Source organism: Brevibacillus sp. SIMBA_040, assembly GCF_046535075.1.
In the GTDB taxonomy this organism is placed as follows: domain Bacteria; phylum Bacillota; class Bacilli; order Brevibacillales; family Brevibacillaceae; genus Brevibacillus.
The window spans coordinates 189,234-209,901 of the sequence record NZ_JAWRXI010000005.1 but is presented as its reverse complement, the minus strand read 5'-3'; the positions used below and the strand labels follow the sequence as shown (position 1 = coordinate 209,901).

Sequence of the window (20,668 nt, the reverse complement as noted above, 5' to 3'; positions counted from 1 at the left end):
GAAGCTTATTCGGTTACATGAGCGTAGTGTTCCTCTACGATATCAGCACAACGTCCGCAAATAGACGCATGTGACGCACGGGAGCCTACATCTTGTTTAACTACACGGCAACGCTCGCATTTGACGCCTTCCGCTGCCGAAACAACCGCGGAAATACCTTCCAGCTGTGCTGCTTCTGCCGGAGCTGCCACCCCATGAGCATGAAGCTCCACATCAGCTACGATGAACAGGTCAGCCAGATCATCCATAGTTGCCAAAGTCTTTGCTACTTCCTCTGTTTGTGGGTAGAGCGCGAGCTTGGCATCTACTGAGTTACCAAACACTTTGTTGCGGCGCGCTTCTTCCATCGCTTTGAGGACTTCATCGCGGACTTCGAGGAAAGCATCCCATTTTCTTTCTTCATCTGCAGAGAAGCTGAGATGCTGTTGATCTGCTTCTGGCATATCTGTCAGCTGTACACTCATTTCAGAAACACCTGGCACGAATGCCCATACTTCATCTGAGGTATGTGGCAGAAGTGGAGCAACCAGCTTCACCAGATTCACGAGGCAATCGTACATCACGGTTTGAGCTGCGCGGCGTTTCAAGCTGTCAGGAGCTTCCACATACAGACGGTCTTTACAAATATCAAGATAGAAAGCGGAAAGATCGATGACGCAGAAGTTACGAACAGCATGGAAAACAGTATGGAACTGGTAGTCGTCGTACGCCTTACGCACGCGGCTTACCATTTTCGCAGCTTTCGCCAACACATAACGATCCAGCTCGCCCAACTGTTCATACGCTACGCGATCTTTTGCAGGATCGAATCCATCGAGGTTTCCGAGCAAGAAACGGAACGTATTGCGGATTTTCCGATACACTTCTGCAATTTGACTCAGGATCGCATCAGAAATGCGTTGATCTGCCTGGTAGTCAACAGACGCTACCCACAGACGCAAAATGTCTGCACCCATGCTGCTGATGACTTGTTGTGGAACGATGGTATTTCCAAGCGACTTGGACATTTTGCGTCCTTCGCCATCCAGAGTGAATCCGTGGCTCAATACACCTTTGTAAGGCGCTGTTCCATATACGGCAACACTCGTTGACAAGGAAGAGTTGAACCATCCGCGATATTGGTCAGAGCCTTCCAGGTATAGATCAGCTGGCCAGCTTAGTCCGCGTTCTCTCAGTACAGCCTGGTGGCTGGAGCCAGAGTCGAACCAAACGTCCATAATATCGGTTTCTTTGCGGAAGTCTTTGCAATCGCACTTGCTGCATGTCAGACCCTCTGGGATCAGCTCATTGGCTTCGCGAGCGAACCAGACAGAAGAGCCTTCTTTGCGGAACAGGTCTGCAACATGATTAATCGTCAAATCGTTAATGATTGGCTCGTTGCAGGACTTGCAGTAGAAAATTGGAATTGGTACTCCCCATACGCGTTGACGGGAGATGCACCAGTCGCCACGATCGGCAATCATGTTAGCCAAACGAGTTTCGCCCCAATGCGGAATCCATTTAACATTTTTGATCGCTTCCAGCATTTGCTCACGGAAACCGTCAATCGATGCAAACCACTGCTCAGTCGCACGGTAAATAACTGGTTTTTTGGTGCGCCAGTCATGCGGATAGGAGTGGGTAAAGAAGCTCAGCTTCAGGAGAGCACCGGTTTCTTTCAGCTTTTCTGTGATTACTTTGTTTGCATCCTCATAGAACAAACCTTCGAAGCCAGGAGCTTCACTGGTCATTTTTCCTTCGTGATCGACTGGGCAAAGCACACCCAAATTGTATTTTTGTCCAACGTTGAAGTCGTCTTCCCCGTGTCCTGGTGCGGTATGTACGCAGCCAGTACCTGCGTCCAGAGTTACGTGTTCACCCAGGATGAGCGGGGACGTACGATCATAGAATGGATGCTGGGTCAGCACGCCTTCGAGCTCTTGCCCTTTATAGGTAGCCAGCACTTCCGGATTTTCCCAGCCAATTTCTTTACTAGCGGCTTCAAGCAGTCCGCTTGCGACAAGGAATTTGCGACCGTCAACTTTTACTACGCTGTATTCCAGCTCAGGATGCAGGGAGATTGCCAGGTTTGCAGGCAACGTCCAAGGAGTGGTCGTCCAGATTACTACACCTGTTTCTGTATCCAATTTGCCTTTGCCATCTACTACTTGGAAGCTGACATAGATGGAAGGTGAGCGCTTGTCCTTGTATTCGATCTCAGCATCAGCCAATGCGGTTTCAGAGGACGGAGACCAGTATACGCAACGCAGACCTTTGTAAATGTAGCCTTTTTTCGCCATTTCGCCAAAGACGCGAATTTGGTTGGCTTCGTACTCAGGGAGCAGCGTCACATAAGGGTTTTCCCAGTCGCCGCGAATGCCGAGACGCTTGAATTGATCACGCTGCTTGTCGATGTAGGACCACGCATACTCTTCACATCGTTTGCGGAAATCGTTTACTTCGATACTGCGACGATCCAGGCCTTGTGCATTGACAATTGCCTGCTCAATCGGAAGACCATGTGTATCCCAGCCCGGGATGTATGGGGCACAAAAGCCTGCCATCGATTTGTAGCGCACGATGAAGTCCTTGAGAATTTTGTTCAGGGCATGCCCAATATGAATGTCTCCATTCGCATAAGGAGGACCATCATGCAAAATGAAGGCAGGACGTCCAGCTGTCCGCTCCTGAACTTGCTTATAAATATCCATTTCCTCCCAAGCCGCCTGCATTTGCGGCTCGCGATTCGGCAAATTGCCACGCATCGGGAAATCTGTTTTTGGTAGCGATAAGGTTTTGCTGTAATCCATGGCCTAATTCACTCCTACATAATAAATAAAAATAAAAGCCTCCACTCATCCCTGTAAAAGGGACGAGAGAAGACTCCCGTGGTACCACCCTGATTGAGCGAATCCGTTGGCAAAGCCAACAAAAAAACGCTCCACTTGTCTCATTCGTAACGGGAATGACGCGCTCACTTACTCGCCTGCTTCCATCTGTTATTGATGGATCACAGAGTTTCGGGTATTGGACTCCCGGGTGATTTTCGTGCGATTGCAACTGGCCGGGTTTTCACCTGTTCCCGACTCTCTAAGCAGTGCTCCATCGCCTACTCTTCCCATTCATCGTCTACTTGAAGCAACTGATTGTGCTGGTATTCAGCTGCCACATATGTTTATTTGTAATCCAAAAAGTTTGTCTTTCATTATAGTATCATCATAAACCGAACGTCAATGATTTATTCAACAGCCACAGCTGAATCTGCCTGCTCGATATCATCCCAAGCGCCATTTTCGAGCATTTCGAGCTGTGCTTCGAGCAATGTACGGAAACGCATGCGGTAAACCGATGCCCGTTTTTTCAGCTCCTCAATCTCGATGGCAATTTTGCGGGATTTCGCAAGAGCCTCGTTGACGATTCGATCCGCATTTTTCTCGGCTTCTTTTAAAATTAGTTGCGCTTCCTTGCGTGCATTGGATTTTACATCCTCTGCAGTCTCTTGGGCAACGAGTATGGATTTGCTCAAATTCTCTTCCAGACTCTTATAGTAATCGACGCGCTCATTCAACATCGCGACGCGCTCTTCTGCCTCTTTTTTTTCTTTGATCAGAAGTTCAAAATCCTTGATCACCTGATCGAGAAATTCGTTTACTTCATCGATGTTATACCCGCGAAAGCCAGTGCTGAATTCTTTGTTATGTATATCCAATGGCGTTAATGGCACATGAACCCCCCACTTTTCCCGATAATTCGTTCTTTCTATTTTCGACAGGATTTACCTTGATTCCTGCCGGATTTTACAATTTTTTGCGTCCTGTTGCATCTTATGTAACCAGTCCAACAATCATGCGAATTCTTCCACTGCGAGTTGGCCCCGCTGTCTCAAGCAGTTTAAATCGCCCAAATCCAGCCATCGACACCATATCTCCGGTCCGTAGCGGATGGGATGGGTCTTCGACGACTTTCCAGTTGACTTTCACCTTTCCCGCACGAATCGGGACAAGCGCTTTTGCTCTGGAGAAATTATGTACCTCCCCGAGAATGGCGTCGATACGTGGAGAAGCAACGGTGATCGTTTTTTCGGTATAACGCGGCTCTGGAGGACGAAATTGCTCCCACGAAACCCGCTGGAACTGGACGGATGTACGATGAATTTGCGTCACCTGTGTGCAAACATAATCCGCCACTTCCTCTTGCACGATGGAATAGCAATGGTCAGCATCTGTGAGCATATCGCCAAACTTTTCTCGTTTTAGCCCTGCATTCAAAAGAGCTCCCATCACATCACGATGCTCCAACGCGTGGAATCGCTGATCAGCTTTGATCGCCAAAAGTACGATTCGATAATCCTCAGGGTCTGGGATCAGATAGTCCGGGTGCAGAATGACTCTGACGCGCTCTGCTCCTTCATAGCCTCCGCTCGCAGAAACGCTCACATCCTGCACTTGCGAGGAGAGGCTCTGAAAAATGCTAAGCTGTCTGGGGTCCACAAAATCAGTAAGGCGCATGGCCTGCTTGCGCTCTACCAGCGTCAGCATTTCCAGCGCCCGTTCTACAAAAGGACGTTCTTCTTTTGCAAAATGATCAAATACACTCATGTTTTCACTCGCCTACATCAGTTTTCCCAAAATAGTATACAATCCATCGTACGCAAGACGCAGAGTAATCAAGGCTACGATCGGGGAAATATCGATAAAACCGAGTGTAGGAATAAACCGGCGAAACGGTGCCAAATACGGCTCAACCAATCGTTCCAATAGCTGCCCAATTCCTGTACTCCGCATTTGTGGAACCCAGGACATCAGTATGTATGCAATAATCATGAATTGATAAACGGTAAAAACAAAATTTATAACTGTCAACAAGTAACCCATTGGCTCACCCTTTTTTTCGTCGTTGAATCACTACTCTTCCAATACGCTGGAGATGGTTCCCTGAATGTCCACGTGATCGGGGGTGCATACAAAAATAGTATCTCCCACCTTTTGGATATCACCGTTCAATGCATAGACCGTCCCGCTCAAAAAGTCGATGATTCTTTTCGCTTGATCCTTTTCCACGCGATGCAGATTGACTACTACCGGTCTGCGATGGCGGAGATTGTCCGCGATATCTTGTGCATCACTATAGTGACGGGGCTCACAGAGGATCAAACGAATCCCCTCCTTTTCCCGCGCTTGAAACGGCACCACATTGTTTGTCCGGCTTTGGCTAGCTGGCTGTCTCTTATGAGAGGAATCTGTGTCTTCGTGTTCCTCTTGTACCGTTTCCTCGATGTATTCTTCGTTCTCCAGACCTAAAAACCCCATCAGCTTGTTCATGACACCCATCTTTCTTCCTCCTCTCTAGCTGGCTAGTCTTGTGCGATTCGCATGTTATTCCGGCTTGACTAATACTGAGCCAAGACGAATATATGTAGCTCCTTCTTCGATTGCCACCTCAAAGTCACTGGACATGCCCATCGATAGCTCCTCGATATGCGCATGTGGGAACGCCAACTCGTTGATGCGTTCTTTCCATTCATATAACCCACGGAATACTTGACGCGCCTCTTCTTGATTATCGACAACAGGCGCCATCGTCATTAATCCAATGATCTTTATATGTTTCATATTACTGGTTTCACGCAAAAAAGCCAATACATCATTGGGACTAAGCCCAAATTTTGTCTCTTCGCCAGAAATATTCACTTGCAAAAAGCAATTCACTACGGTATTTACGGCTTCTCCGCGCTTGTTCAGCTCCTGAGCGAGCGGTACACGATCAAGCGAATGGATGTACGGAAAGCGTCCCACAACTTCTTTTGCTTTGTTTGTTTGCAAATGTCCAATAAAATGCCATGTACCTCTATCGCCATGCAGCTCATGCTTGGGTAGAGCATCCTGTACGCGGTTTTCCCCAATGTCCATGATCCCTACATCCAGCAGGTCACCAATCGCTTGGGCATCGATGTATTTGGTTACGGCAATAATTTTCACTTCTTCCCGCTTGCGATTCACCCGGTCACATGCCGCCTGAATTCTTTCTTCGATGGCTTGCAGCCGATCCTTTATTGCTCGTTGCTCATTCGTCATGATTTGTTCCCCTCTCCTATTAAAGTTGATCCTTCCAGCCGATAAACGATGCCATCCGTCCAGTAGTGCCAGCTGTGCCCGCTTCCTTTCGATGGGAGAAAAACATGTCCGTGCGGCAGCTTGTACACCAATCTGTTGTCATGATTTGCTCAGAAGCAATACCCAATTCGAGCAGGATGGACGTATTCAATTGCCGCAAATCAAGCATGTAGCGACCATTTTGCGATGCTGTGACTGCTTTTTCCCACTCTTTTGCACTCGCTTGTACTTGTGTAATGATCCGGTCATCCACCTCATAGCAGCATCCGCCAATCGAAGGACCTATTGCAACTAGCAGCTCTTCTGGCTTGGCTAGAAAGTGATGCTGCAAGGATTTGACCATTTCCTCGGCAATTCTTCCAACCGTGCCCTTCCAGCCTGCATGAGCGAGTCCAATCGCTCCAGAAGCAGGATCAAGGAAATATAACGGCACACAATCTGCATAGAAGGACGTCAGCAGAACACCCTTTTGCCCAGTAAACAGGCCATCCGTTGCCTTGATCACGTCATCCAGGCTATCTTTGCCCGCTCCGGCTGCCATCACCTGGCACACCTGATTTCCATGCACCTGATCAGCGCACGTCCACGCGGTAAAAGGCATGTCTACTTGCTTGGCAAGCTTTTGTCTGTTGGATACAACATGCCCTGGATCATCTCCCACATGCAATCCCATATTAAAAGACCCGTACGGTTGTTCACTTTCCCCGCCCGTACGAATCGTAAACCCGACCAAAAGTCCTGGAAAGCGGCTCTCCCACTCCAGCAAGCGTAAGAATGGCTTCTCCTCTACCATAACAAACGGTTCTCTCATGTTGATCTCACCTTCCTCATATGGCTTATCATACCATAGCCGCGAAGATTAGAGAAACGTGGCTTATCTGCTATGCTGGCTCGTGCAGCTCCTTTTGCCAAACGTGAAAAAAAGGCGCTTTTCCGCCTTTCTTTCCCTAGTCCCTGTATTCATCTCCGCCAGAGGTTCTCGCTTCAACCTTCAATGTCTCTTCCATTCGTACCAGCACCACATCTTTCCCGATTTTGACAATATTGCGCCAAGGGATGACGTAGTCGTTCCCGGAAGAAAAGAAGCCGAGAAACTTGCCTGGTCCCGGTATGACGATGGCCTCCACACGTCCATGGCGCAGGTCAATCTCAAGATCTGAGATTTGGCCCAGCCGTTTCCCATCCAGAATATTTACCACTTCTTTTGTCTGGAAGTCAGAGATTTTCACCATTCTCCCTCACCTACTTTTCTCCGTTACTTTCAGTATATGAGCCTGCGTGAGAATATGTCCGTTTCGTTCTGGGTGGGGATTAGAAAACTTTGAACAAAAAAACCCGACGAGGAGTAACTCGCCGGGTGAATATGTAGTTCAGCTTACGATTGCACGTGCTTTTGCATATGAGCAATTGCCGCTTTTTCCAGACGAGATACCTGCGCTTGTGAAATGCCGATTTCCTCTGCAACCTCCATCTGGGTTTTCCCCTCATAAAAGCGCATCGACAAAATCATTTTTTCCCTGTCGCCCAGACGCTGCATCCCTTCACGCAGGGCAATTTCCTCTACCCAAGTGACGTCCTTGTTTTTTTCGTCGCTGATTTGATCCATCACATAAATAGGGTCCCCGCCGTCCTGATAAATCGGTTCAAACAACGACACCGGATCCTGAATCGCATCAAGCGCAAACACGACGTCTTCCTTTGCCACGTTTAATTCCTGGGAAATCTCTGTAATGGTGGGCTCTCGCGAGTGCTTGTTAGTCAGGTTGTCACGTACCTGCAATGCTTTGTAGGCAATATCTCGCAGGGACCTGGATACCCGAATCGGATTGTTGTCCCGTAGATAGCGTCGTATTTCCCCAATTATCATCGGAACAGCATACGTAGAAAACTTTACGTTTTGTCCGAGATCGAAGTTATCGATCGCTTTCATCAATCCAATGCAACCCACTTGAAACAAATCATCTACAAATTCTCCGCGATTGTTGAAACGCTGGATCACGCTGAGTACCAAGCGCAAGTTTCCGTTGACCAGTTTTTCACGTGCAGGTAGCTCGCCGCTTTGCAAACGCTCGAACAAATCCCGCATTTCTTTGTTAGTCAATACCGGAAGCTTGGAGGTATCTACCCCGCAGATCTCGACTTTATTTCGCGTCACGTCTTTCCCTCCTCGAAGCAAGAAAAAAGTTCCTAACCCGGTTGTCTTGAAAGGCCGCGTACTGACGCGTAGCCGACAAGTAATGGCAAAAGGGCCACTATCTGTCACGGTTTAGGAACAGTATCCCCTCAGGATGGGAAAATATGCGTTAGACCATTTTGTTGAATTCTTTTCGCAACCGTTTTATAATTCGCTTTTCCAAACGAGAAATATACGACTGTGAAATGCCCAGCAGATCCGCTACATCCTTCTGTGTTTTCTCTTCTTCTCCCGCCAATCCGAAACGCAGCTCCATAATAATTCGTTCCCGATCCGAAAGTTTATCCAGCGCTTTTTTCAGCAGCTTGCGATCCACTTGATCCTCGATGTTTTTGTAGATCGTGTCATTCTCCGTACCCAACACGTCAGAGAGAAGCAGCTCATTTCCGTCCCAATCGATGTTCAGCGGCTCGTCAAAAGAGACTTCGGAGCGAATCTTGTTGTTTCTACGCAAATACATCAAGATTTCATTTTCGATGCAGCGAGAAGCGTATGTCGCGAGCTTAATGTTCTTATCTGGATCAAACGTATTTACGGCCTTAATCAAGCCTATTGTCCCGATACTGACCAAGTCCTCGATGTTGATCCCAGTATTCTCAAACTTGCGAGCAATGTACACGACCAGACGAAGATTTCGCTCAATCAGCATACCTCGGACCGCGGGATCCCCCGATGGTAACCTTCCGAGCAGCACTTCCTCTTCTTCTCTGGTCAGAGGTGGAGGTAATGCTTCACTCCCGCCGATATAATAGACTTCTTCAGCGCGTGCACCAATCCATAGCAGGAAACGGTACCAGGTCAATTGTAAATGTAGGCGAAGTTTTACATACATGATTAGCCCTCCTGTTTGAGAATAAAGGTTGGTTCTTGCATATCAGTTTCCATCATGGCCGGATGGACGATGGCCTGGTACTTCCCGTCAGCTGCAAGCGGAATCGGATTGAGTCCGATCAGCACCTTTTCCGTTTCATAGCGAACACCGTTCTGCATGACAAAAACATGGTCCGGTTTGATTGCGAGCAAAAAATCCATTCCTCTTGATACACTTCGGTATGGAATCAAACGTACGCGAGATTGCCACTGGGGAGGAAGCTCCTCCCAAGATCCGTCCAGCTTCTCCCACACTCCACCGTTTTCATCGGTTTGTCGGAGAAGCGACGGCGGAAGCAGATGTGCTAACATTTTCGTTTCCATGATCATAACGGGAATGCGCGTAATCGGTTCATGCAGCTGGTTACCGGTATCGACCAGACCGCGGCAAATCACTTTTTCACCAAACAAGGTCACAACTACATCGACGAGAAAGGCTTCGATTCTGCGCGGTTCCTGGATAGCACGGTAGCTCTTTTTTCCGAGTACAAACACCAGTGCAAAACCAATGCCGAGAATCGCGAGCGTCGGTTTGAATCCAATCCCAAAACCATCGTTGTGAGTCACCACCAGTCCATTCACGATTTCACTTCGAGGAGCCAAAAAGTATTGAAGCCCAAACACTCCTCCGCCAAAAACAAACGCAACGAAGTAAAAAATAATCAGGTTGTTCGCAAACGCCAGCAGTCTTCTGTTACCAAAGGCAATCCACAGCATCACGATAGAAAATAACAGCTTCACAGACCATTGATACATGGAAGAAAACGCCGGAAAAAAGAAAAAGGCGAGATAGGTGCATCCAAAAAGGGACGCAAGCGCAATCCTCCACCATACCACGCGCTCTTTGCGAAAATAAGCAGTAAACCAGAGCAACAAGGTATCAATGCCCATATTCAGGAGTAGAATGATATCAAGGTACACAACCACTTCTGTCTCACCTCCTGTCCTTCCCCTCCCCTGGCTTGCAAGCATACGTGAAGAATGGGTATATGCGAGAAATGCCACGCTTGGTTGTGCCGGAACAGGTATGTTCGTGGACTACCTCCTATCAGTAAATGCAGTATATATCAATGTGTATGTAAAGTCTGTCAATTCTTGACGGTGTTTTTTTGGTTTTTTTGTAGAACGTTTTTTGTCATAAAACTGCTTTCCCCCTCGTACAAAATTGCTTGCTCGCTTGTCCCCTTTTTGGGACTCCGGCTTCGCAGACTGGTTTCTGTCCTTCATCCCACGTTGCTTCGCCGATACAAAATAAAAAAGGCCCTGTCCCTTTTACGGAACAAGGCCTTGCCTAACGACTTTACTTTTTGTTGCGTCGACGGTTGCGCAGGAATGCTGGAATATCCAAATTGTCCAGGTTGCTCATGGAGAAGAAGGACTTGTCGTCTTCCTCTTCTTTTGGGCGACTGTTGTTTGTATTTGAGATTGGGGTTGGGCGATTTCCAGACGTACTAATTGGCTGTTGCTGACGGCGAGGTGGCTCAGCCGCACGCTGTGCCTGCTCGAAGCCTGTTGCAATTACAGTCACAACCAGTTCGTTTTTCAAATCTTCGTTGATGATCGCACCGAAGATCATGTTTACATCAGGATCAGCCGCAGAAGAAACGATATCTGCTGCTTCATTTACTTCATACAAGCTGAGGTTGGTACCACCAGCGATGTTCATGAGAACACCACGTGCACCATCAATGGAGTTTTCCAGAAGTGGGCTGGAAATTGCACGGCGAGCTGCTTCTGCTGCACGGTTTTCTCCACTGCCTACGCCGATCCCCATCAAAGCAGAGCCACGCTCCGTCATAATGGTTTTAACGTCAGCAAAGTCCAGGTTGATCAGTCCAGGTACCGCAATCAGGTCGGAAATCCCTTGGACACCCTGGCGCAAAATGTTGTCAGCCTCACGGAATGCTTCCAGCATAGGCGTATTTTTATCTACAATTTCCAGCAAGCGGTCATTCGGAATGACAATCAAGGTATCGACTTTTTCTTTCAAGGCTGCAATACCTACTTCGCCATGCTGGGAACGCTTGCGTCCCTCAAAGGAGAACGGACGAGTAACTACCCCTACGGTGAGAGCACCCAGTTCTTTTGCGATTTCCGCTACAACTGGTGCGGCACCAGTACCAGTTCCTCCACCCATACCAGCCGTTACGAACACCATGTCCGCACCACGCAGGGCGTTTTCAATCAAGTCGCGGCTTTCTTCTGCAGCTTTTTTTCCGATTTCCGGATTGGCACCTGCTCCGAGACCACGAGTTAATTTTTCCCCAATTTGCAGCTTGATGTCTGCACTAGACAGTTGGAGTGCCTGTGCATCCGTGTTCAAGGTGATAAATTCTACCCCTTTCACACCGCTAGCGATCATACGGTTTACCGCGTTGCTACCGCCTCCACCGCAACCGATTACTTTAATTCGTGCAAAGGATTCCAAATCCATATCAAATTCCAGCATATTGCTAGTCCTCCCCAATTCAACATAAGAAAGCTCCGTGGATACGAAAATTTTAATAACAAGCGTAGAAACATTCCGTTGATCCTCTCCACTTTTATTGGGAAACGAAATATCTCGATTATCGCCAATTTGGTGTTAAAAAGCGGCAACGGTAAAGACTTTCTCTTGAAGCATCATCATAGGTGTGTTACCGCATTTTGCGGAAAACAGTTTAAATGAATTCACTAAACCAATTTTTCATTTTTTCCATCAAACCGCCACCTTCTTTTGGCTTTGACACGGTTTGCTTCTCGCTGCTCTTGGTTCCCTTGTTGCCTTTGAATGAGGGGGTGACGCTAACGCTGCGGCGCTCCATCAACTGCAAGGCATACTGAATCAAACCTACCCCAGTGGTGTAGGCAGGATCGCGGACTCCAATATAATCCGGAATCGCGATTCGGACAGGAGCATCCAATTCTTCCTTTGCCAGTTCCAACATGCCTGGCATCGCCACTGTACCACCAGTCAGTACATAACCGCCTGCGATCTCGTCGCGATATCCCAGCTTGTAGACAGCCTGCTCCACTAGTTGGAATATTTCCGCAGCACGCGGCTCAATTATGCTGGCCAAATCCACTTGCGTAAACTGCTTTTCTACTTCGCTACCAATCCGATTTACCTTGAATTTAACATCCTCTGATGCCTCGTCAATCAAGGCGCAGCCGTTTTTCGTCTTAACGCGGTCTGCTACATCCGTGTGTGTGCGCAATCCCAATGAAATGTCACTGGTAATGTGGTCGCCACCGATGCCGATCACGGTGGTTGCTGCCAGTTTTCCCTGTTCGAATACACCGATCGTGGTAGAACCCGCACCGATGTCGACTAAAACGACACCCATATTTTTGTCATCCTTGGAAAGAGCGACAGTGCTAGCTGCAAGTGGTTGCAAGAAAATACCTGCTACTCGCAAATTAGTTCTTTGGGTACAGCGAACAATGTTATGTACGACCGTTTTCAAACCGGTCACGATGGTTCCTTCCATTTCCAGTCGGACACCGATCATACCACGAGGGTCTTTTATACCACCTTGACCATCAACGATGTACTCCTTTGGTACGACCTCGATGATTTCACGGTCTGGTGGAATGGCAACAACCTTTGCTGCCTGAATTACGCGTTGGATGTCTTCTTCTCGTATCTCACGGTCTTCGCTGGATACAGCGACAACCCCTTGTGTTTCATGCAGCTCAATGTGGTTTCCAGTAATCCCCACATATACATCTTCGATCGAAACATCAACCATGCGTTCAGCATGATCCACTGCTTCACGGATGGCATGCACGGTTTGGTCGATGTCGACGATCACACCCTTCTTAATCCCTTCTGAGTGCGATTGGCCGACGCCGATGATGTTGATGGAACCGTTGGTGATTTCGCCGATCATGACGCGGACTTTGGATGTTCCAATGTCTAGGCTGACGATGAGTTCATTGCTTACCAAACCTGTGACACCTCCCCTGCTACGTCTTTTGTCTTTCTAAGATGAGAACACCTGCATAATTTATTCCACACAGGACTACCATTCCCTTTTTTTCATCATGAATTTTTGTAAAAAAATGACCATCTTCCCATTTCTTCGTTCTATTCTTGTTGATTTATCCAACGAGATAGAACAATTCTCCTAATGACCGCCAAATTGTTGAACAAACGCACACCAAAAGCTACGATTGCTGCCAAGTAGAGGTCGATACCCAAGAATGCCCCGATAAAAGCAAGGCCTGCTGCAAAGAGCGTGTTGAAAAAGAATCCGGACATAAAAATCCGAACGTTAAAAGTGCGCTCAAGGAATGAACGAATCCCTCCAAAAATGGTATCTAATCCAGCCAAAAGAGCGATGGACAGATAGCTACTATATTCCTGGGGCACACGCCAATCCAGCAAAAAGCCGACAGCGAGACCGACAATCAGTCCGATAAGCGGGAGCCACATGGTTACGAATCTCCTTTTTCTTTCACAGGTTTCATAAATTGAATGGAACGTGTTTCATTATTGGCGGAAATCATCAGCTTGTCCCGTTTTTCGGCCAGCACTTTTTTGTTTGCCAGCTGGAAGTTTTCCTCCACGCCTTCCAGCTTCATTGCTGACAACAGAACGTCAGGTTCCCCCAATGCTTTTATTTCATACGGAGGCTTGATTGTCCTAGTATCAATCTGAATCACGTCCCCTACGTTGCGAATAGCGGAAGTGGATATTAAGCGATGACCATTGATTGAGACGGCTTGTGCTCCATTGGCAAACAAAATATTGACCAACCAGCGCAAATCCTCATCATCAATCGTGTAATCACCTACAACCGGTACAGGCATGTGCTCGTCTAAGATGTGCTCATCAGGGATATGGGCATCGACTACTTCCAGTACAACACCTTCACCCTCTACGCCAACCATTCCAGCCATCCGTCGATTACGTGCCAGCTCCTCTTTCATTACGGAGATGCTTTCATCTTCGCTGAGTGAGGTTTCATACTGGTAATACAACTGATTGTACTTCGAAATGTCTGCCAGCAAATTTTTATGCTTTTCCAGTTCCTTTTGCAGCGTCGTTCGAAGCTCTGCAATGCTCCTAGATTCCTTATGCACAGGATGTAAACTGCTTCGCAACTGAACAGTCAACATCACACCTATGATAGCACTAATAATGGCAAGAATAAATGTGATTTTACGGCTTTTTTGTAACATAGGTAAACGCATCCTTTAATTAGGAGTGTTTGGTTTTGGCGTCACCGACAAAAGCAGGTAATTGGACCCGGTCCTTTTTGGCTACGTCGATTTGCACAAAGTCCTGCAAGGAATGCAGCACCCCCCCTGGAAGATTCAATGCGCTCTCCATGGTACCAGGGTCCCCGATGGCAGTAACGACAAATGGCGCAGCTGATTTGATGCCGTTGACAATAATGGTAGGTCCAACACAGCGAATCGATGAATTGCTAACCAATCTCTGACCGTTGATGCTGATTGCTTCCGCCCCTGCTGCTCGCAGCTCATTGACAACGAGGCGCACATCCTGCTCATGGACAATGTAATTGGCGATGTCAGCACTGTTTGCGGCATTCTGACTATCCTGCATGGTGATGACAATTCCTGGTCCCTCAACGGCAACCACTCCTGAAAGCATACGAGCTGCTTCCAATTGGCTGAGTGTGTCAGCTGCCTCTGATTTACGCTCAGCCATCGCCTCCTCCACCTTGCCAACTTGACGCTGCAAGTCAATCAATTGATTTTCCAGATGCCTGTTTTGTTCTTTCTCTGACAGAATCCGGTCATTCAACTGTGTTTCTTGCTGGAACAGCTGATCATTGATTCGCTCCTTGCGCGTTAGCTTCGTGGTTTCAATCGAGGTGGCCACCAGAAAGCCGGTACAAAACGTCACAACAGTTAAATAAAGATGAAACTTACGGCGACGACTCATGTCTGCTTTCCCCTTTTTAAATATAGGCAAGTCCAAGCGCTTCTCCGCGTGCATACCTCGATCAAGCTATTTACTGCGGTTTTTGCGTTTGCTCTTCTCCGTTTTTCAGCGGAATGGCTTCACCCGTTGCCCCGTATGGAACAAACCAGGGCTGCTCAAACAAAGAGAGCACTCCTTTTGTATTCGCAGGCAGCTCCTTCGCAATCGCCGGATACCAGTTCAACATCTTGTCTAGCTTGTACAAAACACTGCGCACCTCATTCCCATCTCGCATATACAAGGTAACACGCTGTTTATCGTGAATCGTTGGCGTCAGCGTAATATCGGAAATCTCACCGAGCACTGACGGAGTGAGGTTTGACAGTGATTTGGCAAGGTTTGGAAGCAGCTCAGGAGATGGCCAGTAGCTGATTAAGGGCCTGTCCACTACACGGTCAGCAAAATTGACTTCCTTGAGCACGAATCCTGTCTCCAATAGAGGGTAACGCGCCCCATCCTGACCATTCCAAAAAGCGACTCGCTTACTTTCTGTCACATGTAGCATAATCACTCCCGGAAAGGATCGGCTAATGGTTACTTCTTTGATTCCCGCCAAAGGTTTCAGGCTGCTCTGTACGCTACTCTCCCACACATTGAGAAATTGCATATCCTTGGTTAAGCCCGATTGCCTAATAATTTGTTCTGTGGAATAAATGTCATTCCCGAACACCTGAATTTCCTGTACTTTGCTGTAGGGCGATCGAATAAAAACAATAATAAGAACGGTAAGAAAAAATAAGAGAAGCAAAAAGACCAGTTTGCGGTTTCCCCTTCTTCGGGGGCGTTGCTGTTTGACTTGCGGAATTCGTTCCTCAATTACCGCCATGGCCGTACCTTCCTCGTTCATACTAGGCTTTGCGCCTGCAAGATTATCACGGACTACCTCTGATGCTTGTACAAAAATCTGACAGAATGGAAAAAAATGTAATTATACAAAACAGGGAAAGCGGCATAGCAGTATGCCGCTTATCTACCCTCGGTTATATCGACACCCGTGAAATATCGGCACCTAGTTGACTCAATTGCTGTTCCAAGCGTTCATATCCCCGGTCGATATGGTGGATCTGATTCACCGTAGTAGTCCCTTCTGCTGCAAGTCCCGCAAGAACTAAAGCTGCTCCTGCTCGAAGATCCGTCGCTTCCACATTCGTAGCCGTCAATTTGCCAACGCCACGTATAATAGCGGAGCCCAGATCAACGTATATGGAGGCGCCCATTCGCGCCAATTCATTCACATGTTTGAATCTTCCTTCAAAAATCGTTTCTTTAATGACACTCGTTCCCCTCGCCTGTGACAAAAACACCATCAGCTGCGCCTGTAAATCAGTGGGAAACCCAGGAAATGGCGAGGTGATGATCCGGTCGTAGGCACGTGGACGCGAGGTGCATTTGATTTCCATTATATCATGGCGGGTCTTGATTTCAACACCGCAGCTACGAGCAACCTCAATCAATGCTGTTAGATGTTCAGGAAGTGTGTTCGTCAGCTCGACATGCCCTTGCGAGACGCCGACTGCCAATAAGTAGGTTCCTGTAACAATACGATCCGGAATAATCCGATAGCTCACTGATCGAAGCCTGGGTACGCCGCTTATTTCTATCGTGTCTGTACCCGCACCGCGGATACGGGCACCCATCGCATTCAAAAAGTTTTGCAGATCGATAATCTCCGGCTCTCGCGCAGCATTACATATGCGAGTTGTGCCTTTTGCCAGCACTGCTGCCATCATAATGTTTTCCGTTGCGCCCACACTGGGGAAGGAAAGAAAGATATTGGTCCCGCGTAATTGCTTCGCCCGAAATGTAATGTAGCCTTCCGATTCTTCAATCTTGGCTCCGAGCGCAGTTAAGCCCGATAGATGCAGATCGATTCTGCGCTCTCCTATGTCGCACCCACCTGGTCTGGAAATGGTTACCTCACCCAATCTAGCCAAGAGAGGTCCTGCCAAAAAAATAGAAGATCGCATTTGGCTCATCAGGTTATCTGGTATTAGCGGGACGGAGACAGACGACGTATCAAGATCAACACAACTGTCCTCATGCTTCGTTTTCGCCCCCAGCGACGTGAGGATCTCCAGCATGACCTTAATATCTTTTAGATGGGGAACGTCATAGATATAGAATTGCCCTTCCGCCAGCACAGCGGCTGCAAGTATAGGAAGAGCAGCGTTCTTAGCTCCTTGGATCCGAAGCGAACCGGACAGAGGTCTTCCGCCTTCGATCGCAAAAGTCTCCAAACTTTCACCTCCGTGTTACCCCTCGCCCACCACCAGGACTTCCGGGTGCAGGTCAACCCCGTTTTTCTCGAGGATCGTGCTCCGTACATAGTTGATCAAGGTGAGGACGTCGGTAGCCGTGGCTCCCCCACAATTCACGATGAAGTTAGAATGTTTTTCCGAAACCTGAGCCCCTCCAATGCGGTATCCTTTGAGTCCTGCTGCTTCAATCAGGCGTCCTGCATGGTCCCCAGGCGGATTGCGAAACACGCTGCCGGCACACGGCATTTGCAGTGGCTGTGTTAGGCGCCGTCTGTCTTTGTTTGCAGCGAGTGTTGCGGCAATCTCCTTGCGATCACCAGCGCGCAATTGAAACCGGGCTTCCAGCACGATCCCTTTTTGCTTTTGCAGCAAGGACGTCCGATAGCTATAGCTCAGTTCTTCGTTCGTCAACACCTTACATTCCCCGTTTTCGAAGAGGATCTCGGCTTCAATAAGAATACGTGAAAGATCAGATCCGTGTGCCCCAGCATTCATGTAGACGGCACCGCCTACTGTACCAGGAATCCCTCCTGCAAACTCCATACCTGTTAATCCCATCTTGCCTGTCTCCACCGCCAGGCGGATCATGGAATATCCGGCACCCACACACACCTCTTCGCCCTTGAACTCACAGTGGCTAAGTCCCTCTGCCACCTTGAGCACGGCTCCTCGAATCCCTCCGTCCCTCACCAGAAGGTTGGAACCGCGCCCGATTACATTCCAAGGAACTTCATGGCGATGCAGAATCTGCAAGGCTGTTTTCAAGGATGCTTTATCCTTGGGCTGGATTAACAAGTCAGCAGGACCCCCAATCCGCCAAGTCGTATGATTGGCGAGAGGTTCATCAGTCCACACTTTTTCAATTCCCGCTTTCTTCAACTCATCTGCGATTTGTTTCATCTTGTGAACCTCCTGATACAATTGCTAGGTCGGACCTAGGTCTTCTCACGTGTTTGCTCTATACTATGCATACGCCCAGATAGCGTGACAATCGCCCATCCGATCATTTCTTGCGAGCAATCGCAGCCAGCTGTCCTACAATCTCTGTCGCGGCGTGAGGCATTCCTAAAGATAGAGAGGACTTCTTCATTTGCTCCCATCGCTTTGCATCACCAAGCAGTGCAGACAATGCTTGCAGCAGACTCTCTCCGGTCAAATCCCTCTCTACTATGACTTGCGCCGCTCCCGCTTTTTCCAGGCCACGGGCATTTTTTTCCTGATGATTATTCGTTACATAAGGAGATGGAATCAAAATCGACGGAACCCCAAGAGCCGTCACTTCTGCCAAGGTTGAGGCCCCAGCGCGTCCTACCAGTATATGTGTTGCCGCTAAAACATCCGGCATATTGTGGACGAAAGGAAGCACAGTAATGTTCGTGGAAATATCGTCCATTTGCTCGAGCTCAGCAGAAATCTTCTCGTAGTGCACGTCCCCTGTTACATACACAAAATGAGTATCGGTAAAATTTCGCAGCTGCAACGCCATGGCGACCACCGCTTCGTTGATGGCCCGAGCACCGCGGCTGCCCCCGAAAATCAATACGATTTTTTTACCCGCATCCACGCCCAAAAAGCTACGACCCGCATCTGCATTCCCGTGCATGACCTCTGTCGCACGCGGATTTCCGGTCAGCACCGTTTTGGACGAGGGGAAAAAGGCCAGAGATTCGGAAAACGAAACAGCTACCTTGGTTACCGATCGAGACAAAAATTTGTTTGTGAGACCTGGCACTACGTTTTGCTCGTGAATCATGGTTGGAATTCCGAGCTTCGCTGCGGCGTAAACAACTGGACCGCACACGTAGCCACCAGTGCCAATAACGACATCTGGACGAAACTCGCGCAGCATTTTTTTTGAATCTGCTACTGCCCGAAAAAACTTCCATAATGTCTTCAAATTATCCAGAGTCAGCTTTCTTTTTAGGCCACTGATCTCGACGGACTGAAACGGAATTTCTGTACGTGGAACAAGCTGTGCTTCCAGTCCATGCTTACTGCCGATATACAAAAAGGCAGCCTGCGGATGTTGGCGAGAAACTTCTCTCGCCACCGCAAGCGCCGGATAAATATGCCCACCTGTGCCACCGCCTGTTAGGACGACGCGCATACGATCACACCTTCCATAAACGTTCCTCTACGTCACTTAGTCTAACTTCATCATAAGCGTTTTTTATCGCGAGAACCGCGAAATATTTAACAAGACTCCGACACCTGTAAGCATTAGTGTCAAGGACGAGCCACCATAGCTTAAAAAGGGCAGCGTTATTCCCGTTACGGGAAACATACCGGTTACAACCCCGATATTGATAACGACCTGAATTGCAATCATCCCGATGATACCTAAAGCAAGGAGACTCCCAAATAAATCCGGGGCCGTAATGGCTGTCCTCATCCCCCGCCACAATAGCAGCAGGAACAGGAGGAGAATCAACGTCCCGCCGATGAAGCCCAGCTCCTCAGCCACGATCGAAAAAATAAAATCATTGTATGGCTCGGGGAGATACAGATGCTTTTGTCTACTCTGACCGAGCCCTAAGCCCAGAAGCCCTCCAGGTCCTATTGCGTAAAGGGACTGGATAATTTGATACCCTGTGTCAAGCGGATCGGACCACGGATCGACAAACGAGGTAATCCTCCTGATCCGATAGGGAGCCGATAAAATCAAACCAATAAAACCGGCTACGCCCAGCATGCCAAGACCAACAAAATGACTTACCCTCGCACCCGAGGCAAAAATCATGATGACAGCCGTCCCGATCAAAACAGTTCCCGTTCCCAAGTCTGGCTGAAGCATGATTAGCGCGAAACAGACGAACGGAATCCCCAATGCAGGAACTAGCCCTTTCCGAAACAGGACGACTTGTTTTTGGTTGTCCGACAGCCACTTCGCCAGGAAGGCAACAACACCCAGCTTGGCGAATTCACCAGGCTGAATCCCGAATGCACCAAACCCGAGCCAGCTTTTTGAACCGTTCACTTCAATCCCGATAATTAAAACCAGTACGAGAAGACCCAAGCTCGCGATAAACCCTACATTGGCCCACTGCTTCCAAACCCAGTAGTCGATGTTCATCGTAATGTACATGGACGTAATACCAAGCAGCGCGAAGATCAATTGGCGCTTGGCAAAAAAGTAAGGATCGGAAAAAGGCGGCTTTTGAGCCACAATCGCACTGGCACTGTACACCATCACGATGCCAATTCCCAATAAAAAAAGTGTTGCAAAAATAATTACAAAGTCGGGGGCAGAGCGTACCTTGCTCATTGTGCCAGGTCATCCTTTCTCACGCCGTCCCGATCAATAAGTTCTATCAAAGAA

General features: G+C 48.3%; 21 protein-coding genes and 1 other annotated feature. All 21 genes read right to left on the bottom strand.

All coding sequences use genetic code 11. From position 1 onward, the window contains the following. Nucleotides 1-5 precede the first annotated feature (5 nt). Nucleotides 6-2,789: an isoleucine--tRNA ligase gene (gene ileS / locus SB752_RS10820; protein ID WP_410715658.1), complete on the bottom strand. Its 2,784-nt coding sequence runs from the start codon at nt 2,787-2,789 to the stop codon at nt 6-8. A 55-nt stretch (nt 2,790-2,844) separates the two neighbouring features. Then, nucleotides 2,845-3,114, bottom strand: a binding site (T-box leader). 103 nt (nt 3,115-3,217) lie between these two features. Next, the gene (locus SB752_RS10815) at nt 3,218-3,703 is read right to left on the bottom strand and encodes a DivIVA domain-containing protein (protein WP_103107657.1); all 486 of its coding nucleotides are present in this window, start codon (nt 3,701-3,703) and stop codon (nt 3,218-3,220) included. Between the two features lie 100 nt (nt 3,704-3,803). Continuing rightward, on the bottom strand, nt 3,804-4,577 hold the full coding sequence (locus SB752_RS10810) for a YlmH family RNA-binding protein (protein ID WP_410715657.1): 774 nt from the start codon (nt 4,575-4,577) through the stop codon (nt 3,804-3,806). A 12-nt stretch (nt 4,578-4,589) separates the two neighbouring features. Further along, nucleotides 4,590-4,853 carry a YggT family protein gene (locus tag SB752_RS10805; RefSeq protein ID WP_410715656.1) on the bottom strand — a complete coding sequence of 88 codons (264 nt, stop codon included), beginning with the start codon at nt 4,851-4,853 and terminating at the stop codon, nt 4,590-4,592. A 30-nt stretch (nt 4,854-4,883) separates the two neighbouring features. Further along, complete coding sequence (locus tag SB752_RS10800) at nt 4,884-5,309, bottom strand: cell division protein SepF (protein WP_410715655.1); 426 nt, start codon at nt 5,307-5,309, stop codon at nt 4,884-4,886. A 45-nt stretch (nt 5,310-5,354) separates the two neighbouring features. Then, the gene (locus SB752_RS10795) at nt 5,355-6,053 is read right to left on the bottom strand and encodes a YggS family pyridoxal phosphate-dependent enzyme (RefSeq protein ID WP_410715654.1); all 699 of its coding nucleotides are present in this window, start codon (nt 6,051-6,053) and stop codon (nt 5,355-5,357) included. Nucleotides 6,054-6,072: 19 nt separating this feature from the next. Continuing rightward, nucleotides 6,073-6,903, bottom strand: a complete 831-nt coding sequence (pgeF, locus tag SB752_RS10790) for a peptidoglycan editing factor PgeF (protein ID WP_410715653.1) — start codon at nt 6,901-6,903, stop codon at nt 6,073-6,075. Nucleotides 6,904-7,039: 136 nt separating this feature from the next. Next, nucleotides 7,040-7,324 (bottom strand): YlmC/YmxH family sporulation protein, encoded by a 285-nt coding sequence (locus SB752_RS10785; protein WP_103107663.1) that lies wholly within the window; start codon nt 7,322-7,324, stop codon nt 7,040-7,042. Between the two features lie 143 nt (nt 7,325-7,467). Continuing rightward, a complete protein-coding gene (gene sigG / locus SB752_RS10780; RefSeq protein ID WP_049738529.1) occupies nt 7,468-8,247 on the bottom strand; it encodes an RNA polymerase sporulation sigma factor SigG in 780 nt (259 codons plus the stop codon). Between the two features lie 148 nt (nt 8,248-8,395). Continuing rightward, a complete protein-coding gene (gene sigE, locus SB752_RS10775; RefSeq protein ID WP_049738528.1) occupies nt 8,396-9,118 on the bottom strand; it encodes an RNA polymerase sporulation sigma factor SigE in 723 nt (240 codons plus the stop codon). 2 nt (nt 9,119-9,120) lie between these two features. After that, a complete protein-coding gene (gene spoIIGA, locus SB752_RS10770) occupies nt 9,121-10,083 on the bottom strand; it encodes a sigma-E processing peptidase SpoIIGA (protein ID WP_410715652.1) in 963 nt (320 codons plus the stop codon). A gap of 373 nt (nt 10,084-10,456) precedes the next feature. Continuing rightward, a complete protein-coding gene (gene ftsZ / locus SB752_RS10765) occupies nt 10,457-11,605 on the bottom strand; it encodes a cell division protein FtsZ (RefSeq protein ID WP_213022714.1) in 1,149 nt (382 codons plus the stop codon). 211 nt (nt 11,606-11,816) lie between these two features. Further along, nucleotides 11,817-13,085, bottom strand: a complete 1,269-nt coding sequence (gene ftsA / locus SB752_RS10760) for a cell division protein FtsA (protein WP_410715651.1) — start codon at nt 13,083-13,085, stop codon at nt 11,817-11,819. Between the two features lie 140 nt (nt 13,086-13,225). Further along, nucleotides 13,226-13,573 carry a small basic family protein gene (locus SB752_RS10755; RefSeq protein WP_049738524.1) on the bottom strand — a complete coding sequence of 116 codons (348 nt, stop codon included), beginning with the start codon at nt 13,571-13,573 and terminating at the stop codon, nt 13,226-13,228. A gap of 2 nt (nt 13,574-13,575) precedes the next feature. Continuing rightward, entirely contained in the window at nt 13,576-14,322 is a 747-nt protein-coding gene (locus SB752_RS10750; protein ID WP_103107671.1) for a DUF881 domain-containing protein, read from the bottom strand. A gap of 19 nt (nt 14,323-14,341) precedes the next feature. Then, nucleotides 14,342-15,052, bottom strand: coding sequence for a DUF881 domain-containing protein (locus SB752_RS10745; protein WP_410715650.1), 711 nt, complete (start codon nt 15,050-15,052; stop codon nt 14,342-14,344). A gap of 70 nt (nt 15,053-15,122) precedes the next feature. Continuing rightward, nucleotides 15,123-15,917 carry a cell division protein FtsQ/DivIB gene (locus SB752_RS10740; RefSeq protein WP_410715649.1) on the bottom strand — a complete coding sequence of 265 codons (795 nt, stop codon included), beginning with the start codon at nt 15,915-15,917 and terminating at the stop codon, nt 15,123-15,125. Nucleotides 15,918-16,071: 154 nt separating this feature from the next. Continuing rightward, complete coding sequence (gene murA, locus SB752_RS10735; RefSeq protein WP_103107674.1) at nt 16,072-17,328, bottom strand: UDP-N-acetylglucosamine 1-carboxyvinyltransferase; 1,257 nt, start codon at nt 17,326-17,328, stop codon at nt 16,072-16,074. 15 nt (nt 17,329-17,343) lie between these two features. Further along, entirely contained in the window at nt 17,344-18,249 is a 906-nt protein-coding gene (murB, locus tag SB752_RS10730; protein ID WP_410715648.1) for a UDP-N-acetylmuramate dehydrogenase, read from the bottom strand. A 103-nt stretch (nt 18,250-18,352) separates the two neighbouring features. Next, on the bottom strand, nt 18,353-19,456 hold the full coding sequence (murG, locus tag SB752_RS10725) for an undecaprenyldiphospho-muramoylpentapeptide beta-N-acetylglucosaminyltransferase (RefSeq protein ID WP_410715647.1): 1,104 nt from the start codon (nt 19,454-19,456) through the stop codon (nt 18,353-18,355). Between the two features lie 63 nt (nt 19,457-19,519). Then, nucleotides 19,520-20,614 (bottom strand): stage V sporulation protein E, encoded by a 1,095-nt coding sequence (gene spoVE, locus SB752_RS10720; protein ID WP_410715646.1) that lies wholly within the window; start codon nt 20,612-20,614, stop codon nt 19,520-19,522. Nucleotides 20,615-20,668 lie beyond the last annotated feature (54 nt).

Excerpts from the sequence above, each read along its gene's own strand:
- murB (WP_410715648.1), bottom strand. The coding sequence starts at position 18,249 with ATGAAACAAATCGCAGATGAGTTGAAGAAAGCGGGAATTGAAAAAGTG.
- SB752_RS10795 (WP_410715654.1), bottom strand. The coding sequence starts at position 6,053 with ATGACGAATGAGCAACGAGCAATAAAGGATCGGCTGCAAGCCATCGAA.
- SB752_RS10745 (WP_410715650.1), bottom strand. The coding sequence starts at position 15,052 with ATGAGTCGTCGCCGTAAGTTTCATCTTTATTTAACTGTTGTGACGTTT.
- SB752_RS10800 (WP_410715655.1), bottom strand. The coding sequence starts at position 5,309 with ATGGGTGTCATGAACAAGCTGATGGGGTTTTTAGGTCTGGAGAACGAA.
- SB752_RS10810 (WP_410715657.1), bottom strand. The coding sequence starts at position 4,577 with ATGAGTGTATTTGATCATTTTGCAAAAGAAGAACGTCCTTTTGTAGAA.
- SB752_RS10805 (WP_410715656.1), bottom strand. The coding sequence starts at position 4,853 with ATGGGTTACTTGTTGACAGTTATAAATTTTGTTTTTACCGTTTATCAA.
- SB752_RS10750 (WP_103107671.1), bottom strand. The coding sequence starts at position 14,322 with ATGTTACAAAAAAGCCGTAAAATCACATTTATTCTTGCCATTATTAGT.
- murG (WP_410715647.1), bottom strand. The coding sequence starts at position 19,456 with ATGCGCGTCGTCCTAACAGGCGGTGGCACAGGTGGGCATATTTATCCG.
- SB752_RS10740 (WP_410715649.1), bottom strand. The coding sequence starts at position 15,917 with ATGGCGGTAATTGAGGAACGAATTCCGCAAGTCAAACAGCAACGCCCC.
- ftsZ (WP_213022714.1), bottom strand. The coding sequence starts at position 11,605 with ATGCTGGAATTTGATATGGATTTGGAATCCTTTGCACGAATTAAAGTA.
- ileS (WP_410715658.1), bottom strand. The coding sequence starts at position 2,789 with ATGGATTACAGCAAAACCTTATCGCTACCAAAAACAGATTTCCCGATG.
- spoVE (WP_410715646.1), bottom strand. The coding sequence starts at position 20,614 with ATGAGCAAGGTACGCTCTGCCCCCGACTTTGTAATTATTTTTGCAACA.
- SB752_RS10755 (WP_049738524.1), bottom strand. The coding sequence starts at position 13,573 with ATGTGGCTCCCGCTTATCGGACTGATTGTCGGTCTCGCTGTCGGCTTT.
- pgeF (WP_410715653.1), bottom strand. The coding sequence starts at position 6,903 with ATGAGAGAACCGTTTGTTATGGTAGAGGAGAAGCCATTCTTACGCTTG.
- sigE (WP_049738528.1), bottom strand. The coding sequence starts at position 9,118 with ATGTATGTAAAACTTCGCCTACATTTACAATTGACCTGGTACCGTTTC.
- SB752_RS10785 (WP_103107663.1), bottom strand. The coding sequence starts at position 7,324 with ATGGTGAAAATCTCTGACTTCCAGACAAAAGAAGTGGTAAATATTCTG.